General features: G+C 31.8%; 14 protein-coding genes and 1 rRNA gene. All 15 read right to left on the bottom strand.

Features of this window, described 5'->3' with window-relative positions:
* Positions 1–232: ribosomal RNA gene (locus tag OC526_RS02355) — 16S ribosomal RNA — on the bottom strand; the annotation flags it as partial.
* 540 nt (positions 233–772) lie between these two features.
* A complete protein-coding gene (locus OC526_RS02350) occupies positions 773–2,323 on the bottom strand; it encodes an NAD(P)/FAD-dependent oxidoreductase (protein ID WP_262121949.1) in 1,551 nt (516 codons plus the stop codon).
* A gap of 45 nt (positions 2,324–2,368) precedes the next feature.
* Positions 2,369–3,466 (bottom strand): tetratricopeptide repeat protein, encoded by a 1,098-nt coding sequence (locus OC526_RS02345; protein ID WP_262121946.1) that lies wholly within the window; start codon positions 3,464–3,466, stop codon positions 2,369–2,371.
* Position 3,467: 1 nt separating this feature from the next.
* Entirely contained in the window at positions 3,468–4,154 is a 687-nt protein-coding gene (locus tag OC526_RS02340; protein WP_262121943.1) for a hypothetical protein, read from the bottom strand.
* Entirely contained in the window at positions 4,154–5,851 is a 1,698-nt protein-coding gene (argS, locus tag OC526_RS02335; protein WP_262121941.1) for an arginine--tRNA ligase, read from the bottom strand. Before argS ends, OC526_RS02340 begins: the two co-directional genes overlap by 1 nt.
* A gap of 9 nt (positions 5,852–5,860) precedes the next feature.
* A complete protein-coding gene (locus OC526_RS02330; RefSeq protein ID WP_262121939.1) occupies positions 5,861–8,206 on the bottom strand; it encodes an endonuclease MutS2 in 2,346 nt (781 codons plus the stop codon).
* On the bottom strand, positions 8,206–10,410 hold the full coding sequence (locus OC526_RS02325) for a peptidase U32 family protein (RefSeq protein ID WP_262121936.1): 2,205 nt from the start codon (positions 10,408–10,410) through the stop codon (positions 8,206–8,208). Before OC526_RS02325 ends, OC526_RS02330 begins: the two co-directional genes overlap by 1 nt.
* Entirely contained in the window at positions 10,410–10,901 is a 492-nt protein-coding gene (gene zapA / locus OC526_RS02320; protein ID WP_262121934.1) for a cell division protein ZapA, read from the bottom strand. Before zapA ends, OC526_RS02325 begins: the two co-directional genes overlap by 1 nt.
* Before the next feature lie 8 nt (positions 10,902–10,909).
* On the bottom strand, positions 10,910–13,297 hold the full coding sequence (gene pheT, locus OC526_RS02315) for a phenylalanine--tRNA ligase subunit beta (RefSeq protein ID WP_262121931.1): 2,388 nt from the start codon (positions 13,295–13,297) through the stop codon (positions 10,910–10,912).
* Between the two features lie 8 nt (positions 13,298–13,305).
* Positions 13,306–14,328 carry a phenylalanine--tRNA ligase subunit alpha gene (gene pheS / locus OC526_RS02310; RefSeq protein WP_262121930.1) on the bottom strand — a complete coding sequence of 341 codons (1,023 nt, stop codon included), beginning with the start codon at positions 14,326–14,328 and terminating at the stop codon, positions 13,306–13,308.
* Between the two features lie 234 nt (positions 14,329–14,562).
* Entirely contained in the window at positions 14,563–15,285 is a 723-nt protein-coding gene (locus OC526_RS02305; RefSeq protein ID WP_262121928.1) for a TrmH family RNA methyltransferase, read from the bottom strand.
* A complete protein-coding gene (rplT, locus tag OC526_RS02300) occupies positions 15,285–15,638 on the bottom strand; it encodes a 50S ribosomal protein L20 (RefSeq protein ID WP_262121926.1) in 354 nt (117 codons plus the stop codon). The genes OC526_RS02305 and rplT overlap by 1 nt, the downstream gene beginning before the upstream one ends.
* 18 nt (positions 15,639–15,656) lie before the next feature.
* On the bottom strand, positions 15,657–15,854 hold the full coding sequence (gene rpmI, locus OC526_RS02295; RefSeq protein WP_262121924.1) for a 50S ribosomal protein L35: 198 nt from the start codon (positions 15,852–15,854) through the stop codon (positions 15,657–15,659).
* Entirely contained in the window at positions 15,844–16,380 is a 537-nt protein-coding gene (gene infC / locus OC526_RS02290) for a translation initiation factor IF-3 (RefSeq protein WP_262121977.1), read from the bottom strand. Before infC ends, rpmI begins: the two co-directional genes overlap by 11 nt.
* A 166-nt stretch (positions 16,381–16,546) precedes the next feature.
* On the bottom strand, positions 16,547–17,404 hold the full coding sequence (locus OC526_RS02285) for a DegV family protein (protein ID WP_262121923.1): 858 nt from the start codon (positions 17,402–17,404) through the stop codon (positions 16,547–16,549).
* Between the last annotated feature and the right edge of the window lie 218 nt (positions 17,405–17,622).

The raw sequence follows: 17,622 nt of genomic DNA, 5'->3' as shown, positions 1-17,622 counted from the left end.
CTAAACATTTTGATTATTTCCTCATGCGAGAATGTAATTTCATAGGGTATTATTCTCCGTTTCCAGAGGCTATCCCCTTGTGTAAGGCAGGTTACTCACGCGTTACTCACCCGTTCGCCACTAATCCGCTTTAAATCATTCCGAAGAAGTCAGTAAAGTTTCATCGTTCGACTTGCATGTGTTATGCACGCCGCCAGCGTTAATCCTGAGCCAGGATCAAACTCTCATGAAAAATATTTGGCTACTATTTTAAATAGTAGTTTTTAGTTTAATTCATAAAAGCTTTTTGATTCAAGCTCTTTTCATTTACACTGATTTTAAAATCAATGCGTGATTTAAATTTATCCTTTTCTATATAATATAGATAAGAATCATTTTCTCGGCCGTTCCGTCCTGCGACCACTCCGTGGGTCTCATGATGTGGAGACACACTTTGTCATCTTCTGGCCGGACTGGCCTGTTAATCGTCCTTTTATCAAAAGAATCAACTTGGTTAAAGTTGTCAATAACTTGTTTGTTATTTATTGATAGGTTGATTATGTTTTTATTTTACATAATCATTGATATTAAATTTCATTTTAGATGTTTGTTTAAACATCCGGTTCATTGTGTCGTTGTTTTTAACGACTTTTATAGTGTACTACTATTTTTTGAACTTGTCAAGTGTTTTTTAAAAGTTCTTAAAAAGCTTTTTAAAAGCTCAAGTTCTTTCGTAGTGACTATAGAAGTATACACCCTATTTTTTACCTTGTCAAATTTTTTCTAGTTTTTTTTATTTTCTTGCTAAAATAGCCTCTGATGTTTTAATTCCGTCTACTGCTGAGGATACTATTCCTCCTGAATGCCCGCTACCTTCTCCAATTACATATAAATTGTTTATGTCTTTAGATTTATTTTCTTCATCCCTAATCATCCTTATAGGTGATGAAGACCTGGTTTCTACTCCCGATAGTATTGCATCATCATCTGAAAATCCAGATAATCTATTTCCCATATAATCTATTGCTTTTATAACCATTTTATCAATTGCTGCTGGATAGATGCCCCTTAGATTTGCTAATTTATAGGCAGATTCTATTGATGGTTTTACATCACCTAAATCTGTTGTTTCTATGTTTTCTTTAAAGTCTATAAATTTTTGTACTGGAACATCTCCCTTTGTTAAGTTATAGGTCTTTTTTTCAATTTCTCTTTGAAATCTCATTCCATCTAGCAAATTATTGCCATAGATTTCTTCTCCTATAGTTACAATAATCGCTGCATTTGAATTTTCTCCATCTCTGTCATGGTAGCTCATCCCGTTTACACAGGTCATATTTTCTTCGCTGCTGGCATTTACCACATATCCTCCTGGACACATACAAAATGTATATGCAGAAAGACCGCTTTCTTTGTCATTATAAGATAGATTATAAGATGCTGCTGGCAATAAATTGCCTTCTATATCAGATTTTTTACCATTATATTGGGCATCATTTATAGTTTGTCTTTTGTGTTCAATTCTAAATCCAACTGCAAAATTTTTATTTTCCATAGAAATTTTATCACTTAACATTTCAAAAGTATCACGAGCTGAGTGTCCGACAGCTAAGACATATGCCCCACTTTTAATCTTTTTTCCATTGACAATTATATTTTCTACACTTTGATCTGAAAGATTTATATCATCCAAGTGGTGGGAAAAGTAAAACTCTCCACCATTTTCTTTTATTTCTTCACGCATATTTATAATTACATCGCGAAGTAAATCTGTACCAATGTGTGGCTTTGCATCTATCATAATATCATCTGGAGCACCATGCTTATGAAAAGTTTCTAAAACCATTCTAACTCTCGGGTCTTTGCTACGGGCGGTTAATTTTCCATCAGAATATGTTCCAGCCCCACCTTCTCCAAACTGGATATTTGATTCAGGATTTAATTTTCCGGTTTTTTTAAAGTTTTCTATGGTTTTTATCCTGTCTTCTATGGACTCACCACGTTCATAAACTTTTACTTTTACACCATTCTGAGCAAGGACGTAGGCTGTAAATAAGCCAGATGGGCCTGCTCCTATTATAGAAACTTCTTTGGGTGGATTATTAATTTTTATATTTGATTGTCTAAATTCAAACCTATCCGCATTTTTTATTCTTTTTAATTCTTTGTCACTTGGGTCGATATCAACAAGAACTTGGTAGGAGAATTTAATGCCTTTTCTGGAATCTATAGACTTTCTATATATCTCGTAATCAAAGTCTTTTTTATTTATTAGCTTGGATATTTTTTGTCTTAATTTATCGGGATTATCTGATTCTAAAATGATATTTCTTATTATAATCATATAGCCTCTTTCATTTTACTCATTTTAAAAGACCTCTAAGGGTCTTTAAATTTTGAATTGATCTTTAATTGTTAGTAAGTTTGACCTAATCTCATCGCTTAAATCATCATAGGTCAAAAGTTCATCTATTTCTTCTTTTGCCCTGCCAATATTGCCAAGAGTAAGGTTTATCTGAATTTTGTTATAAACCAATCTTGGGTCTTGGGGATATTTACTTAAGCCTTCTTCGATTATTTTTAAAGCATCGATTTGTCTTTCATTTAGATAAAGAGAAACTGCATAATCATTGTAAAGTTCTCTAAATTCAGCTCCAGCATCGAGTGAGTTTTCAAAGGCCATTATTGAATTTTCATATTGGCCAATATTTTGGTAGGCAACTCCCAAATAATAATAAGCATCAGCGCGTTTTTTATTTGAAAGTAGGCCTGTCAATTTCTTGATTGCACCATTGTAATCACTTTTGCCTATGAAATAGAGGGCTTCTTCGATTTCTGCATTATCATTAATTTCGGTTAGCTTGTCCCTAATTTCATCTTGGGCTTCGATAGAATCAGTTTTTTGAAGGGCATTATTATAATAACTTCGTGCTTTAATATATTCGCCAAGATTTGTATAGATATTTCCTAGTTCATAGTATGAAATAGCAAAGTTTTCATCATTTGAAATAATATTTTGCAAGATATCTAAGGCCTCTCTGATAAAATCTTCTTTATACTTATCGTTAACTTCAAAGGCTCTTGGCCATAAAAATCTTGCAAGTAAATATACATTGTAATTATCAGTTGGATTTAAAATATAGCCACCTCTTAAGAGTAAAAGAGCTTTGTTGATGTCATCATCAGCAATTCCTATGGCCTTACTTGAAGCATATTTACTAATATCATCTATGAAATTCGCTAGGATAATTTTATATTCCTCGTTATGAAGAAAGTCCTTGTCCGCTCCAATATTTATAATCATCCCATCTAGGAAATTTTCAAGTTCAATTTTTTCACTCATGGCGCCTGTCATAATCCCACTTTGTATGTCATCGACATAGATTGGAAGTGGAACATCTTCTAAAATTGGATAGGCTGATGAATCTTTTAGGTCAAGGTAAGCGAGATTTTCGGTAAATTGTATAAAATAATTGTCTAATCTCATCCTAACCTCTCATAAATTTTCTTTGGCGGTAGGAATGTTTGTCTAAGTATTTAAATAAATGTCCTCTAACCAAGTAGAAAATCAAATCAGTTATTGCAATTAAAAGTACATAAATTACATGTCCTAAAATTCCATAAGTGATTGTAAATGTTAAATTTGTAATGATTATTATGCAAATTAAGGAAAATAATCCATAGGTAAAGAAATTATCGCATACAAATTTTGCAGATTTTTTAAGTGCATCAAATCCCGCATTGCCGTTTATATAAATTTCTTCTAATAAGGCAGACATAAGGAAGTTAAATCCTACATATAATATAATTTTCATGTCAGATAAGCCTGGCAATCCGCTTATTAGCATTTCTATTAGATAAAAGAAGAAATATGCTGATAAGATTGGTTGCCAAAAATTGTTTATAGAATTCATTATGGATTTTTTGCCTGTATTGCCATAAACAACAACCGATCTCATGGCTTGGGCAACAAAGCAAAGTAGGGCGACTTCGATAAAATAATTTATCAAACCACCAATAAATCCTCCACCAAGAATGCTGGTCGATCTAGAATTTATTAAAAAGGCTCTGATTAAAATAACAATAAATGCTACATAAACTTTATTTATTTTGCTAAAACTTTCCTTAAAAGCTTGGGATGTCACTTCCATAAAATCTTTTAATTTATCATTCATTACATTTTCTCCACAGTTTTTATTCCAAGTAAGTTAAGTCCAGATTTGATAACAATTGATGTTGCATAAGTTAAAGCTAAACGCTCATTCTTAATATTTTCATCATCTACCATTATTTGAGATGCATTGTAGAATTTGTTAAAGGCTTTGGCAATTTCTGTTAAATGCCTTGTTAAAAGAGATGGTTCGTATTTTTCGCAAGCTTTTGTAACCACATTGCCAAATTCTGCTAAGGTTTTTACTAAGGCAAATTCTTCATCTGTATTTATATTTTTAAAGTCAAAAGTTTCAAAAGTTTCTAATCCTGCTTTTCTTAAAACAGATTTTGCGCGTGCATAGGTGTATTGAACATATGGTCCTGTTTCTCCGTCGAAGTTTAAAACTTCATCCCAGTCAAAAACATAGTCTTTGATGCGGTTATTGTATAATTCTTGGAATTTTACTGCACCAATACCCACAATTTTTGCAGTTTCTTCTATATCTTCTATCTTTGCACCACGCTCTTCCATAATTGATTTTGTTTTATCAATTGCTTTATTTAAAACATCCTCAAGAAAAACTACTTGGCCCTTACGAGTTGACATGGTTTGATCTTTTAGACTTACCATACCAAAGGCAATGTGCTTATTATCATCCCACCATTCATATCCCATTAGTTCTAAGATTTTTCTTAACTGTTGGTAATGTAGGTTTTGTTGGGTGGCTACAACGTATAAGTTTTCTTCAAAATTATATTTTCTTTTACGGTTTATAGCAGTACCTATATCACGAGTAATATATGAGCTAGAGCCATTTGATTTTATGATGATTGCTGGAGTTAAGTCATATGGACTTAAATCAACTATTTGTGCCCCATCACTTTCTACTAAAAGATTTTTCTCTTTTAAAAGCTCGATGCTTTCTGGTATGAATTGTGAATTGTAGCTTTCTCCATTATAATCATCAAATCGGATATCTAGTAGCCCATATACTCTTTCAAATTCGCGAAGGGAAATGTCCTTAAACCATTGCCATAATTTTGTAGCTTCAGGATCTCCATCTTCTAAGTTTTTAAATTCAACACGGGCAGCATCCATCATTTCTTTATTTTCGCTAGCTTCTGAGTTATATCTTACATAAAGTTTTAAAAGTTCATTGATAGGATCGGCATTAATTGCATCTTCATCTCCCCAAAGTTTGTAGGCTGCAATCATAGTCCCAAATTGTGTACCATAATCACCTAGGTAATTTGTAGCAATGACATTATATCCTAAAAACTCATGGATATTTCTAATAGCATCACCTTGGACAGTTGATCGAATGTGGCCTATATGGAATGGCTTTGCAATATTTACAGATGAAAAATCAATTACAATATTTTTCCCATTGCCTTCATCAGATTTTCCATAGTCTTCTTTTTTTTCTAAAATCTCATTTAAAACAGAGTTTTCATAAAGATTTCTATCTACAAAAAAGTTTAAATAGGCATTTAGATTAGTAATTTTTTCAAATTCTTCGATTTGTAATTTTTCTGCCAAATCACTTGCAATTTGTGCTGGATTTTTTCTTAGTACTTTTGCTAGAGTAAAGCAAGGGAAGGAAAAATCCCCCATATCATCTTGTGGTGGAATCTCGATTAGATTATAAATCTCATCATAGGATAAGTTTAAATCCTCATTCTCCAATTTTTTAGCAATTATATCTTTAAAATCTTTCATTAATCCTCCCTACTCAAAGCTAACTATTGTTACTCCATAGCCGCCTTCTTTGTCATCACCTAGTCTAAAATCTGCAATTCTTTTGTCTGTTTTTAAAGTTTCAGTAACTCCATTTATTAAAGCACCTGTTCCCTTACCGTGGATGATTTTAGCTTTTGAAAGTCCTGCAAGCATTGCATCGTCTAAATATTTATCAAGATTTCTCATGGCTTCATCATATCTTTGTCCACGCAAATCAAGGGTTGGTGAAATATTCATTGCTTTTTTAGCATTATACACTTTTTGAATATTTTTTTCTGTTTTGCTATCACTTTCTACTTTGGTGACATTTTTGATATTAGAATCCATTTTCAAGATACCCATTTGTAGCTTTATATTACCCTTATCATCTGGCTCAGATATTACTTCAGCACGTTCATTAATTCCTTCGATAATTACAATATCACCTAGTTTTAAATCTTCTGGAGCATCATCAGATCTTCCAATGTTAAGACCTTTTTGTTTTCTCTCGATTTTACTAGATTTATATCTATTTCTAATATTATTTAAGCTACGGTCTATATCTGAAGTATTGGCATTTTTAGATTTTTTAGCTTCTTTTAGCATTTCTTGAGACTCTGTATTTGCTTTTTCTAAAATTTCATTTGCCTTATCTTCAGCTTCTCTAATAATAGCTGCTCTTTGTTTTTCTACTTCTTTTGATTTTTCTTCTAAATCTCTTTTAGCCTTTTGTATTTGTCTTTTGTAACGGTCTATTTCAGCGTTTTTCGCTTCGATTTCTTCTTTATTTTCTTCTATTTCTTCTAAGATTTTGTTAACATTTTTGGTATCTTCACCAAGTAAATTTTGGGCATTTTTCAAAATTTCTTCAGCAAGACCAAGTCTTCTTGAAATCTCAAAGGCATTTGATTTTCCCGGAGTACCTATCTCTAGTTTATATGTTGGAGATAGGGTATTTACATCAAATTCTACAGATGCATTCATCACACCATTTGTTTCAACAGCATAGTATTTTAGCTCGCTGTAGTGGGTTGTTGCAAAGGTCATTATTTCTTTTTTACGTAAATAATCTAGGATAGAAATAGCAAGGGCTGCCCCTTCTGTAGGGTCAGTTCCAGATCCTAGTTCATCTAGTAAAACTAATGATTTGTCAGTTGCATTTTCTAATATATTTACAATTTTTGTAAGGGATGCAGAAAATGTTGATAAACTCATCTCTAGAGACTGGGTATCACCTATGTCTACAAAAATATCATCAAAAACATTTATTATACTATTTTCATCAGCCGGAATATATAAGCCACTTTGGGCCATTAATGTTACTAAACCAACTGTTTTTAAAGAAACAGTTTTACCCCCTGTGTTTGGTCCTGTAATTATTAAAGTTTTGTAATCACCACCGATTGCTACATCTATTGGCACAACTTTTCCAGTTAATAGAGGATGGCGGGCTTGATTTAGTTTTATAATTTTATCTGTAGTTACCTTTGGAAGGCTGTGTTCGTTATTTATAGCATATTTTGCCTTGGCAGCTAAAAAATCTATACGAGATATTAGCTTTTGATTTTCTAAAATTTCTACATCAAATTGCTGAACAAATCTAGAAAGTCTGTCTAGGATTCTTCTAATTTCATCTTCTTCCTTAAGTTCTAAATCTTTTAATTGATTATTAAGCTCGACAATAGCTGCAGGCTCAACAAAAATTGTATTTCCTGAAGATGATTTATCGTGGATAATCCCGCCAATAACTGATTTTTTATTGGTTTTTACTGGTACAACATAACGGCCATCTCTCATGGAAACAACTTTGTCTTGCAAGGCATCATCGTATCTATCGTTTGTAATATAAGAATTTAATTTTGCCTTTATGTCAGCTTCTTTTCTGGCCTTTGACCTGCGGATATTTCTAAGCTCGCTTGATGCATTATCAGCAATCTCATCTTCGCTAATAATTGACCTTTCTATTTCATTTTTTATAAAATCATTGGTTGAAATTCGGTTAAATAAATCTTTGATATATGGTTCTTCGATTTCCTTGCCGTATTCTTTTAAATAATCAGCTACCCTTAAAAGATCATTGATTTGTAAAAGTTCATAGGGTTCTAAAATCCCATTTTTTCTGACATAGCCAATCATATCAGTAAAATCATAGAGGCCAAAAAGATCTATATTTCCAAATCTTGAAATCACTCCTGCCATTTGGGCAGTTTTTTCAAGTTCTTCTTTAATATCATCTGCATCTGTCATAGGAGTTAGATTTAAAATTTGATCTTTAACTATGTTTGAACGTGCTTGGATAGATAGTTGCTCTAAAATTTTCTGATATTCTAATACTTCTAAGGTACATTCTTGCATTAAATCACTCCTTTCCTATAATCGTCTCTAAATTTAGCCTTACTTATATTTAAAATGTCATAATCTTCTAAAACTGAATATAAAAGTGAAACATTCTCTGAAAACTCATCGTGTTTAAAGATGATAGCCTGGTCTGGGTAAATTTTAGAATATGTCCCATAACGAATGACTTTCATCTTTTCGCCATCGTGTGATTCTAATTCGCCTTTATTAAATCTACAAGTTTTACAACCAGACAATCCACATTTTTTTATTACAGAAAATGGGCAATGACGCATATTCATTAAAACTGGCCTTGCAAAAACTAGGGCTTCAATGGCTTGATTCTTACTTATATTATTTAAAATATCCAAATCTATTTCGCTTGAAACACAAATATTTTCTGCAAAGTTCTTATAAAAATATGCACTATAAGAATTGAAAATATTTAAATCCCTGCCTATTCTAATTTTTATGTCATTTGCAATAAAATAATTTATAAAGGCTAAATCTCTATAATTGTTGCAAATTACGCCTTTTATTTTATTTTCTTTTACAAATTCAATCAGACTATCTATTTGGTATTCATCATGGGCATCCAAATTTAAATATAAATTATGGCCACTATATTTTGGATCAAAATTTCTAATATAAACATTATCAAAATCTTCTAAAAGCTCAGGGGATATATTGTTGCTTAGAAGTTCAACATTTTTTTCTACAATATGATCTTGATTTTTTTCTAATTCTGGCAAATTGATTTTTATTTCTTTTCTGTAATAATTATTTAAAATCTCTTCTTTTAAAGCAGCCACTCCCATGCGGCGGCATTCATTTATATCTTTTTTCCTAAGAAAAATCCCATCATCCATTTCAATATTTATTTGGTCTGGAGTAAATATTTCGTCATTAAATTTTGATAGATTTTCTCTAATATCAGCTTCAGAAATCGCAATATTTTTTGCTTGTTCAACAATTGCATTATGATTATAAGTTGATGAAACATTTCTGTATTCAAGTGTTATTTGAGGATTTTCTCCAAGTCTAGCCTTAAAATAAATATTAACCGGAAGATTACGATAATTACTAAGTGATCGTTCTTTGTTTTTTGCTACTTTGCTAGAATTTACAATTAGAACATCAGATAAAACTTTTGCATCAGGATATTTTTCTAGGAAAATTTTCTCTCCTACTATGTAATCCCTAGTAGTGGTAAATGGAAGTTTTTTGCCCTTTTCTGTTGTAATCTCAAGATTATCACCCAGATATAAATCTGAATTAGTAATAAAATATTTTTTATTTTTACTATTTTCTACCTTACCGATACTTCTATGTTTATTATCATCTCTTAGGCTAATATAATCTTTGTTTTGACCAAAAATAAATCCTTTTGTGTATCCTCTATTTGAGCTATCTAGCATTTCGTTTTTGTCATAAGAGTTATTTTCTATTTTACTTTTGTAATTGGAAACTGCTGAGAATACATATTCTGGAGTTTTCATTCGACCTTCAATTTTTAGGCAATCTACACCTATTTCTAAAAGTTCATCTAAATTATCAATGGCGTTTAGGTCTTTCATATTTAGATAGTAATCATCTCCTAAAATTTTACCGTCAGAGATTAATTTATATTTTTGCCTACATGGTCCAGCACACCTACCTCTGTTTGCAGATCTACCTCCGTAATAAGAACTCATCAAGCATTCACCTGAAAAACTCACGCAAAGTGACCCGTGAACAAATACTTCTGTTTCTACGGGTAAGCTTGCGATTTTTCCTATTTCTTCTATTGGAGTTTCGCGGGCTATGACAATTCTATCAAAACCAATGTCAGCAAGGTATTTTGCTCCAAAATATTCTCTTACGGCCATTTGGGTTGATGCGTGTAATTCCATGCCTGGGACTTGATTTTTAATAATAGAAAAAAATCCTAAATCTTGGATGATAAGACCATCTACTCCATACTCATAAAGTTTCTCTACATAGGAAATAGCTTTTGCCATTTCGTGATCTTTTATAAGCGTATTCATTGTAATGAAGACACGTCTTCCAAAAAGATGAATGTAATCGATGGTTTCTTTTATGTTTTCTAAAGTAAAATTTTCCGCATAAGCACGAGCCCCAAAATCATCTAGAGCTAAGTAAAAACTATCAGCTCCAGCGGCAATTCCTGCAAAAAGCATATCTGAATTACCGACAGGAGCTAATATTTCAGGTTTTTTCATTAAATAGACCCTTTCAATTGGTCATTTTCTGATTTAAGGCTTACAACTTCTTTTTGTAGTCTTTCAAGTTCAGCTCTCAATTTTTCAATAGTTTTATCGCTTTGTTCATTAACAATTATTTTTTTGTTTAATGACTCATTTTCTGCTTTAAGTTCATTATTTTCTTCAGAAAGTTGGTCAATTTTTTCTATCAATTCATCATTGTGGGCTACGGATTTTTTGTAATTTTCTACAAGGCCAGGGAATTTTTCCATAGCCTCACTTGATTCTTCTTTTAGTCTTTTATATCTATTGCCTACATTATATAAATCATTGGCAATATTTACACTTGCTAAAACCAATTCTCTGTCATAGCTTAGTTTATTTGATTTTACTTCTGCGATTTTCCCACTTACATAATCAGCAATATCTCTTATTTGTTCTTCATTTTCGTCAGTTAATAGGGTATATGTTGCCCCGTCAATTTCTACCTGAACCTTTTTCTCGCTCACTTTTACTCCTAACTACGTAAAACTATGTTTGATTTTTCCAAATCATTTAAGATATTTTCTTCAATATCTTTTATATCTTCTTCTTTTAGGGTCTTATCATCTGATCTAAACTCTACCTTGTAGGATATAGATTTTTTGTCATTTTGAATTTGGTCACCTGTGTAAATATCAAATAAATCGATATTTTTAACAAGTTCTCCCCCATTATTTATAATTGTATCTTCTATAAATTTAGATTCAAGATTTCTATCTGTTACAAATGAGTAATCTCGGGTGATTGCTGGGTATTTTGGAAGAGCCATATATTTTCTATCTTTTATCCTTTGATCTCCTATCTGAGATATATTAATTTCTAAAATTAAGGCTCCTTTTTTAATGTCGTATTCATCACGCACTTCATAGGAAATTTTTCCCATAGTACCGATAAATTCATCACCATAATAAATGTCAGCACATCTTCCCGCATGGAAAATAGGATTTTCTTTTTGAGTCTTATAAGTAAATCCAACAAATCCAACACGGTCCATAGCTACTTCAAATATATCTTTTAAATCATAGAAATTATATGAACCATAAAGTCCCATGGTCAATGTATCATTTTCATTTGGTAAATCTAACTCTGTTTTTTCAAAGGTCTTTCCAAGTTCGAATAATTTTAAGTCTTTTTGACCACGATTGATATTTTTCGAAATAACATCTAGCATATTAGAAATTTGTGTGGTTCTCATTACAGAGAAATCTTCACCTAGCGGGTTTGTTAATTTTATATATTTTCTTAGGTGTGAATCTTTTAAAACTCCCATTCTGTCAAATTCTCTAGGAGAAATGAAAGAATAAGTAGTTAGTTCAGAAAATTTTTGACCAGCTAGTTCTCTTTTTAAATCATCTCTTAAAATTCTAGCATCTGATCTAAGTCCTCTTTGTAGGCTTGAATAAAGTGGTTTTGGTTTAATATTCCCCATACCATAAAGTCTTACAATTTCTTCTATTAAATCTGCTTCGATTGCAACATCGGTTCTAAAAAATGGAACCTTGGCACGGATTGTATCTTCATCTATATCTTCTATTTCAAACTCTAAAAGCTCTAAGTTTTTGATAGCTTCTTTTTTGCTAAATTCTACTCCTGTTAGAGAGTTTAATCTGGAAATACGAAGATCTACTGTTTTTTCATTAGAATTTTCTTTACCTTCTTCTATATAGCCACCAACAATTTCTCCAATTCCTAAATCAGATATTAATTTCATAGCACGTCGGCTTGCAAAATCTGCCATCTCAAGTGGAAGTCCTTTTTCAAAACGTGTTGATGCTTCACTTCTTAGACCTAATTTTTTTGATGTTTCTCTAATACTCACTCCATCAAAATTTGCTGCTTCAAGGACTATATTTGTAGTTTCATCAGTAACTTCTGTATCAAATCCTCCCATTACCCCTGCTATGCCAACTGGATTTGCTCCATCGGCGATAACTAGCATTTCAGAATCAAGCTTTCTTTCCTCTCCATCCAGAGTTTTTAAAACTTCACCATCTTTGGCTTGACGCGCTATCAATTTTTTATCAGCTAATTTGTCCAAATCATAGGCATGGAGTGGTTGACCTGTTTCAAGCATTACAAAATTTGTTATATCTACAATATTATTTATTGGACGCATACCTGCAAAAATCAAATAATTTTGTAGCCATTGAGGTGACTTGCCTATAGTAACATTTCTTACTAGTCTAGCTGTAAATTTATCACATTTATCACTTTCAATGCTAACGCCATTAAAGTAATCACTTATGTCTTCATTACTTTCTTTAAAATCTATTGATGGCATAGTTATTTTTTCGCCAAAACTTGCAGCCGTTTCTCTTGCCATACCAATGATTGATAGACAATCTGGTCTATTTGGTGTGATTTCATATTCAATTACTGGAGTGTTTGAAGATAAAACTTCACTTACTGGTGTTCCTGGTTTGTATTCTTCATTTAAAATAATAACACCATCTTTAAATTCTTTTGGAATTACATTATCAGGATAGCCTAGCTCTGCGTACGATGTAAGCATACCTTCAGAATTTATACCGAAAAATTCATGATCACCAATAAAATCACCATTATCCATCTTTGTACCAGAAGTGATTACAAATAAGTAATCACCTTTTTTTGTATTTTCTGCTGCAGTTATAATTGTTGCGGGTTTTTCACGTCCTATATCTATTTTTAAAACTTTTAGCCTATCAGCATCTGGATGCTTTTCTTGTTCTAGAACATGACCTACAACTACACTTTCTAGTGCACTGGTTGTAATTGTCACTTCTTCAACATGGGAACCAGTTTCTGAAAGTCTATCTGTAATAGTTTTTAAATCTTTATCTATTTTTACGTAATTATCTTGCCAAACTAAAGGTACTAACATTATTTCTCCTAAAATTCTTCTAAAAATCTTTTGTCGTTGTCATAAAGTAATCTGATATCATCTAGGCCATATTTAACCATGGCAATCCTATCAACTCCCAGACCAAAAGCAAATCCAGTATATTTTTCGCTATCGATTCCACAAGCTTCTAGTACATTTGGATGTACCATTCCCCCACCTAAAAGCTCCATTGACCAACCTGTATTTCCACAAGCTGGGCACCCTTCGCCACGGCAAATAGGACAAGTTGCATCTACTTCTAAAGATGGTTCTGTAAATGGAAAATGGTGAGGACGGTATCTAAGCTCCATGTCATCTCCAAACATTTCTTTTATGAATGTTTCGAGTGTTGCTTTTAAATTTGCCATTGATACATTTTCATCTACAACCAAGCATTCTAATTGGTGGAACATTGGCGAGTGAGTAGCATCTACCTCATCATTTCTAAATACTCTTCCTGCTGATACCATTTTGATTGGTAATTTTCCTTCTTCCATAACTCTAATTTGCATGGATGATGTGTGCGGGCGAAGTAGAATATCATCTGTTATATAAAAAGTATCGGAAGTTGACCTTGCTGGGTGGTCTGCTGGTGAATTAAGATCATCAAAAACATTTTTAACAGTATCTATTTCTGGTCCTTCCACAACATCAAAGCCCATATTTTGGAAAATAGTTTCAAGTTCTTCTAGTGTTTGATTTATTAATGCTAAGTGTCCGCTATCATGTTTTTCAAAATGAGCAGTAACATCGATTGTTTCTTCTGCTATTTTTTCTTTTAATAGTTCTTTTTTAAGCGAATCAGATTTTTCAGCAAGGGCAGTTTCAATTTGAGTACTAGTTTCATTTATAAGTTTTCCTGCCATTGGCTTTTCTTCATTTGGCAGTTTTGAAATATTTTTCTTTAAATCTGTCATCACACCTTTTTTACCAAGGTATGTAATTCTTATTTTCTCAAGCTCATCTAAACTTTTTGCAGCTTCAATTTCATTTTGGGCCTTGGTTAAGCTTTGCTTTAAATTTTCTTCCATTGTTTTCCCTTTCAATTTTTGTAATAAAAAAATCCTGCCCTATAAAAGGACAGAATTTACCTGCGGTACCACCTTAATTGGTTAATATTAACCCACTTAATAGCTTATAACGCAGCAAATCGTATCAATTACTAATTTCATATCAAGCTTCATCGGTGAATATATTTAGCCGGAACTTTGAGGGCTTCCATCATCTCCTCTTGCTGGTAAAGAATAACTAAAGTTTTTTCCGAATCATAAGCTAAGATTATTCATCAAAATGCTAGCTGCAATAGCTGCATTTAAGGATTCTATTTGCCCTTTCATAGGAATTTTCACATATATATCTGTCATTGACCTTATGGTATCAGATAGACCATTTGCTTCATTTCCTATAACAAGGACAATATCGTCCTCTATCTTACATTTATTAATATCATACCCGCTCATGTCGGCTGCTACCAATTTGTAAGATTTTTTTAACAAATCAAGATCTTCATAGCTTGTTTGTTTTATATTTAATCTAAAAATTGAGCCCATTGAGGCTCTTAAAGTTTTTTCATTATATATATCAACAGTATTTGGTCCTAGAAGAATGTCATTAAAACCAAAAGCTTCTGCAGAACGGATAATAGTTCCCATATTGCCTGGATCATTTAGGCCATCTAAAAGTAATACTCTTTTTGATGAGATTTCATTTTCCTTTTTCTTTTTAACCACTGCTGCAAATCCATCTGGAGATTTAAGGTTTGACAGTTTGTTAAATAGCTTGTCATCAAAAATTATTTTTTCAAAATTAGTTTGATAATCCTTTTTAGATTCTGATAAAAAAATAAAATCTACATCAGCAGAAGAGATGGCCTCTTCTACTAATTTTTTAGATTCTATAATGAATTTATCTTCTATATCCCTATACTTTTTATTTTTTAGTTTTGATATATATTTGTATTTTTGATTGGATGTAGAATTTATTACCATTAAGCGTTTTGGTTAGCTAATTCTACAATTTTGCTAAATTCTGCTGGATTTTCTACAGCAATTTCTGCAAGCATTTTTCTGTTGATATCAATGTTTGCTTTTTTAAGGTTACCCATAAGTTTTGAGTATGTTGTACCGTTAAGTCTAGCTGCAGCGTTGATTCTTGCAATCCATAATTTTCTGAAGTCTCTTTTTCTATGTTTACGTCCAATATAAGCATAGTTTAAAGATTTCATTACAGCTTGGTTGGCTGTTCTATATAGAAGGCTTTTTGAACCGTAGTATCCTTTTGCTTGTCTTAATACTTTTTTGTGTTTTTTCTTAGCGTTGATTGCTCTTTTTACTCTTGCCATTTTCTATCTGCCTCCTAATTACATTCCTAATAATTGTTTAACATTTCTTTCATCAGCTTTTGAAACTAATGTTGCTTTTCTAAGGTTTCTTTTTCTAGCTGGTGATTTTTTAGCTGTTAAGTGACCTTTGTATGCTTTTCTTCTTACGATTTTTCCGCTACCTGTTACTTTAAATCTTTTTGCAGCAGCTCTTCTTGTTTTATTTTTATTTGCCATTTTCTTCTCCTTTTGGTTCTAGAAACATTACTAGGGATCTGCCTTCCATTTTTGGTTTTTTATCAACCACGGCGCTATCTCCTAGCATTTCTTTAAATTTATCCATCAATTCATAACCTGGTTCTTTACGGCCAAGTTCACGACCTCTAAATCTTATAGAAACTTTTACCTTATCCCCGTTGTTTAAGAATTTAATGGTTTGATTTGCCTTGGTTTGTAAATCATTGTCTTCGATATTTAAGGAAAATCTTGTCTCTTTTAATTGAGCATTTTTTTGTTTTTTCTTATTTTCTTTTTCCTTTTTTTCTTGATCGTATTTGTACTTACCATAATCCATGATTCTTGTAACAGGTGGTTTTGCATTTGGACTCATCAAAACTAGGTCAAGTTTTGCATCATCTGCACGATTTTGTGCATCTTTTAAAGTTGTAATACCAACTTGGTTACCATTTTCATCGATTAATCTTACTTGGTCAGCTCTAATTTCATTATTTATTCTTAAATCTTTTATAGTTATACCTCCAATGTATAATTACATAAAAAAAGCGGGCACAAAGTACCCGTTCCAATTTTTAAATCTTATCTTTAAAAATTATTAACCTACAAATTTATATCGGCAGGTGAGTATCTGGGTACTTCTTTGTTGTCTATGTCGTATATAATACTATCTTTATTTGATTTTGTCAAATATTTTATTCATCAATTTTTAAATACCCTACAGAATAGGCCTTACTACCTGCATGGGCAGAAATTGCAGAGCCAAATTGGCTTGTTAGGGCAAGTTCTGCATTTTGTTCTATATTATCTAATCTATTTTTTATTTCTTCAAGTAGACTATTGTCTGTTCCCGAAATATAGGTCATATAATATTTTTTAACATTTGCTAAATCTTCTCTGATTTTTTCTTCTATAATAGCATAGGATTTTTCCTTTTTAACTTTTAGTTTTATAAGGTCAAAATCCCCCTTGCCGTCTAAAGACAATACTGGTTTAAAATTTAAAATGGATGAGGCTCTTTTAGCAACTTTACCAAGTCTACCACCTGCTTTTAAGTATTTTAGAGTATCAAACCAAACATAGGCCTTTTGGTTACCAACATTCTTATTTAGCTTTGCTACTATTTTTTCAAAATCAAATCCCTCTTTTATAAGGTCATTTGCATAGATTACCATCAACCCTTCTAAAAGAGTAACCGAGCCGCTATTTACCATGGCTATTTCTAGCCCATGTTTTTCAGCTAACTCAGCATTTGAAAAAGTAGAAGATAGTCGTGGGTTTAAACCAACATAAATTGCTTTTTTATAACCGTCTTCAGCAACCTTTTTAAAAACCTTAGAAAAATCTGCCGGTGCAGGCGAGGTTGTTTTTGCTGTGAAAGATGAATTTTCTTTATTTCTTCTATCTAGGTCAGCAGGACTAATTTCCACCCTATCTTCGTAGTATTGATCATCTACTATTACATATAAATTTGCTACATATATATTATTTTCTTTTATAAATGTCTCTGATAAATCTGCTCCCGAGTCAGTAATAAGAGCTATCTTTTCCATAAACCCTCCTTTGATTATGAAATACATTTAATCTAAATTATGATATTTCTCTGTATACAAAAATACTCATGGCCATGGCCATGAATATTTCAAAGTATATTTTATTTTTTAGTCTTACAATCAACTATTGCATTACTTTATATTATTATACTAATTTTTATTAATTCCTGTCAATTAATAATTAATACAATTTTTTCATAATAGTTAACTTGTATTTT

Origin of the sequence: Anaerococcus sp. Marseille-Q5996, assembly GCF_946893725.1 — a bacterium.
Classification (GTDB): Bacteria; Bacillota; Clostridia; order Tissierellales; family Peptoniphilaceae; genus Anaerococcus; species Anaerococcus martiniensis.
The sequence above is the reverse complement of the archived record's forward strand: the minus strand, read 5'-3'. Positions and strand labels throughout refer to the sequence as shown.

Coding starts and splice junctions, on each gene's coding strand:
- OC526_RS02350 (WP_262121949.1), bottom strand. CDS start 2,323: ATGATTATAATAAGAAATATCATTTTAGAATCAGATAATCCCGATAAA.
- OC526_RS02345 (WP_262121946.1), bottom strand. CDS start 3,466: ATGAGATTAGACAATTATTTTATACAATTTACCGAAAATCTCGCTTAC.
- OC526_RS02340 (WP_262121943.1), bottom strand. CDS start 4,154: ATGAATGATAAATTAAAAGATTTTATGGAAGTGACATCCCAAGCTTTT.
- argS (WP_262121941.1), bottom strand. CDS start 5,851: ATGAAAGATTTTAAAGATATAATTGCTAAAAAATTGGAGAATGAGGAT.
- OC526_RS02330 (WP_262121939.1), bottom strand. CDS start 8,206: ATGCAAGAATGTACCTTAGAAGTATTAGAATATCAGAAAATTTTAGAG.
- OC526_RS02325 (WP_262121936.1), bottom strand. CDS start 10,410: ATGAAAAAACCTGAAATATTAGCTCCTGTCGGTAATTCAGATATGCTT.
- pheT (WP_262121931.1), bottom strand. CDS start 13,297: ATGTTAGTACCTTTAGTTTGGCAAGATAATTACGTAAAAATAGATAAA.
- pheS (WP_262121930.1), bottom strand. CDS start 14,328: ATGGAAGAAAATTTAAAGCAAAGCTTAACCAAGGCCCAAAATGAAATT.
- OC526_RS02305 (WP_262121928.1), bottom strand. CDS start 15,285: ATGGTAATAAATTCTACATCCAATCAAAAATACAAATATATATCAAAA.
- rplT (WP_262121926.1), bottom strand. CDS start 15,638: ATGGCAAGAGTAAAAAGAGCAATCAACGCTAAGAAAAAACACAAAAAA.
- rpmI (WP_262121924.1), bottom strand. CDS start 15,854: ATGGCAAATAAAAATAAAACAAGAAGAGCTGCTGCAAAAAGATTTAAA.
- OC526_RS02285 (WP_262121923.1), bottom strand. CDS start 17,404: ATGGAAAAGATAGCTCTTATTACTGACTCGGGAGCAGATTTATCAGAG.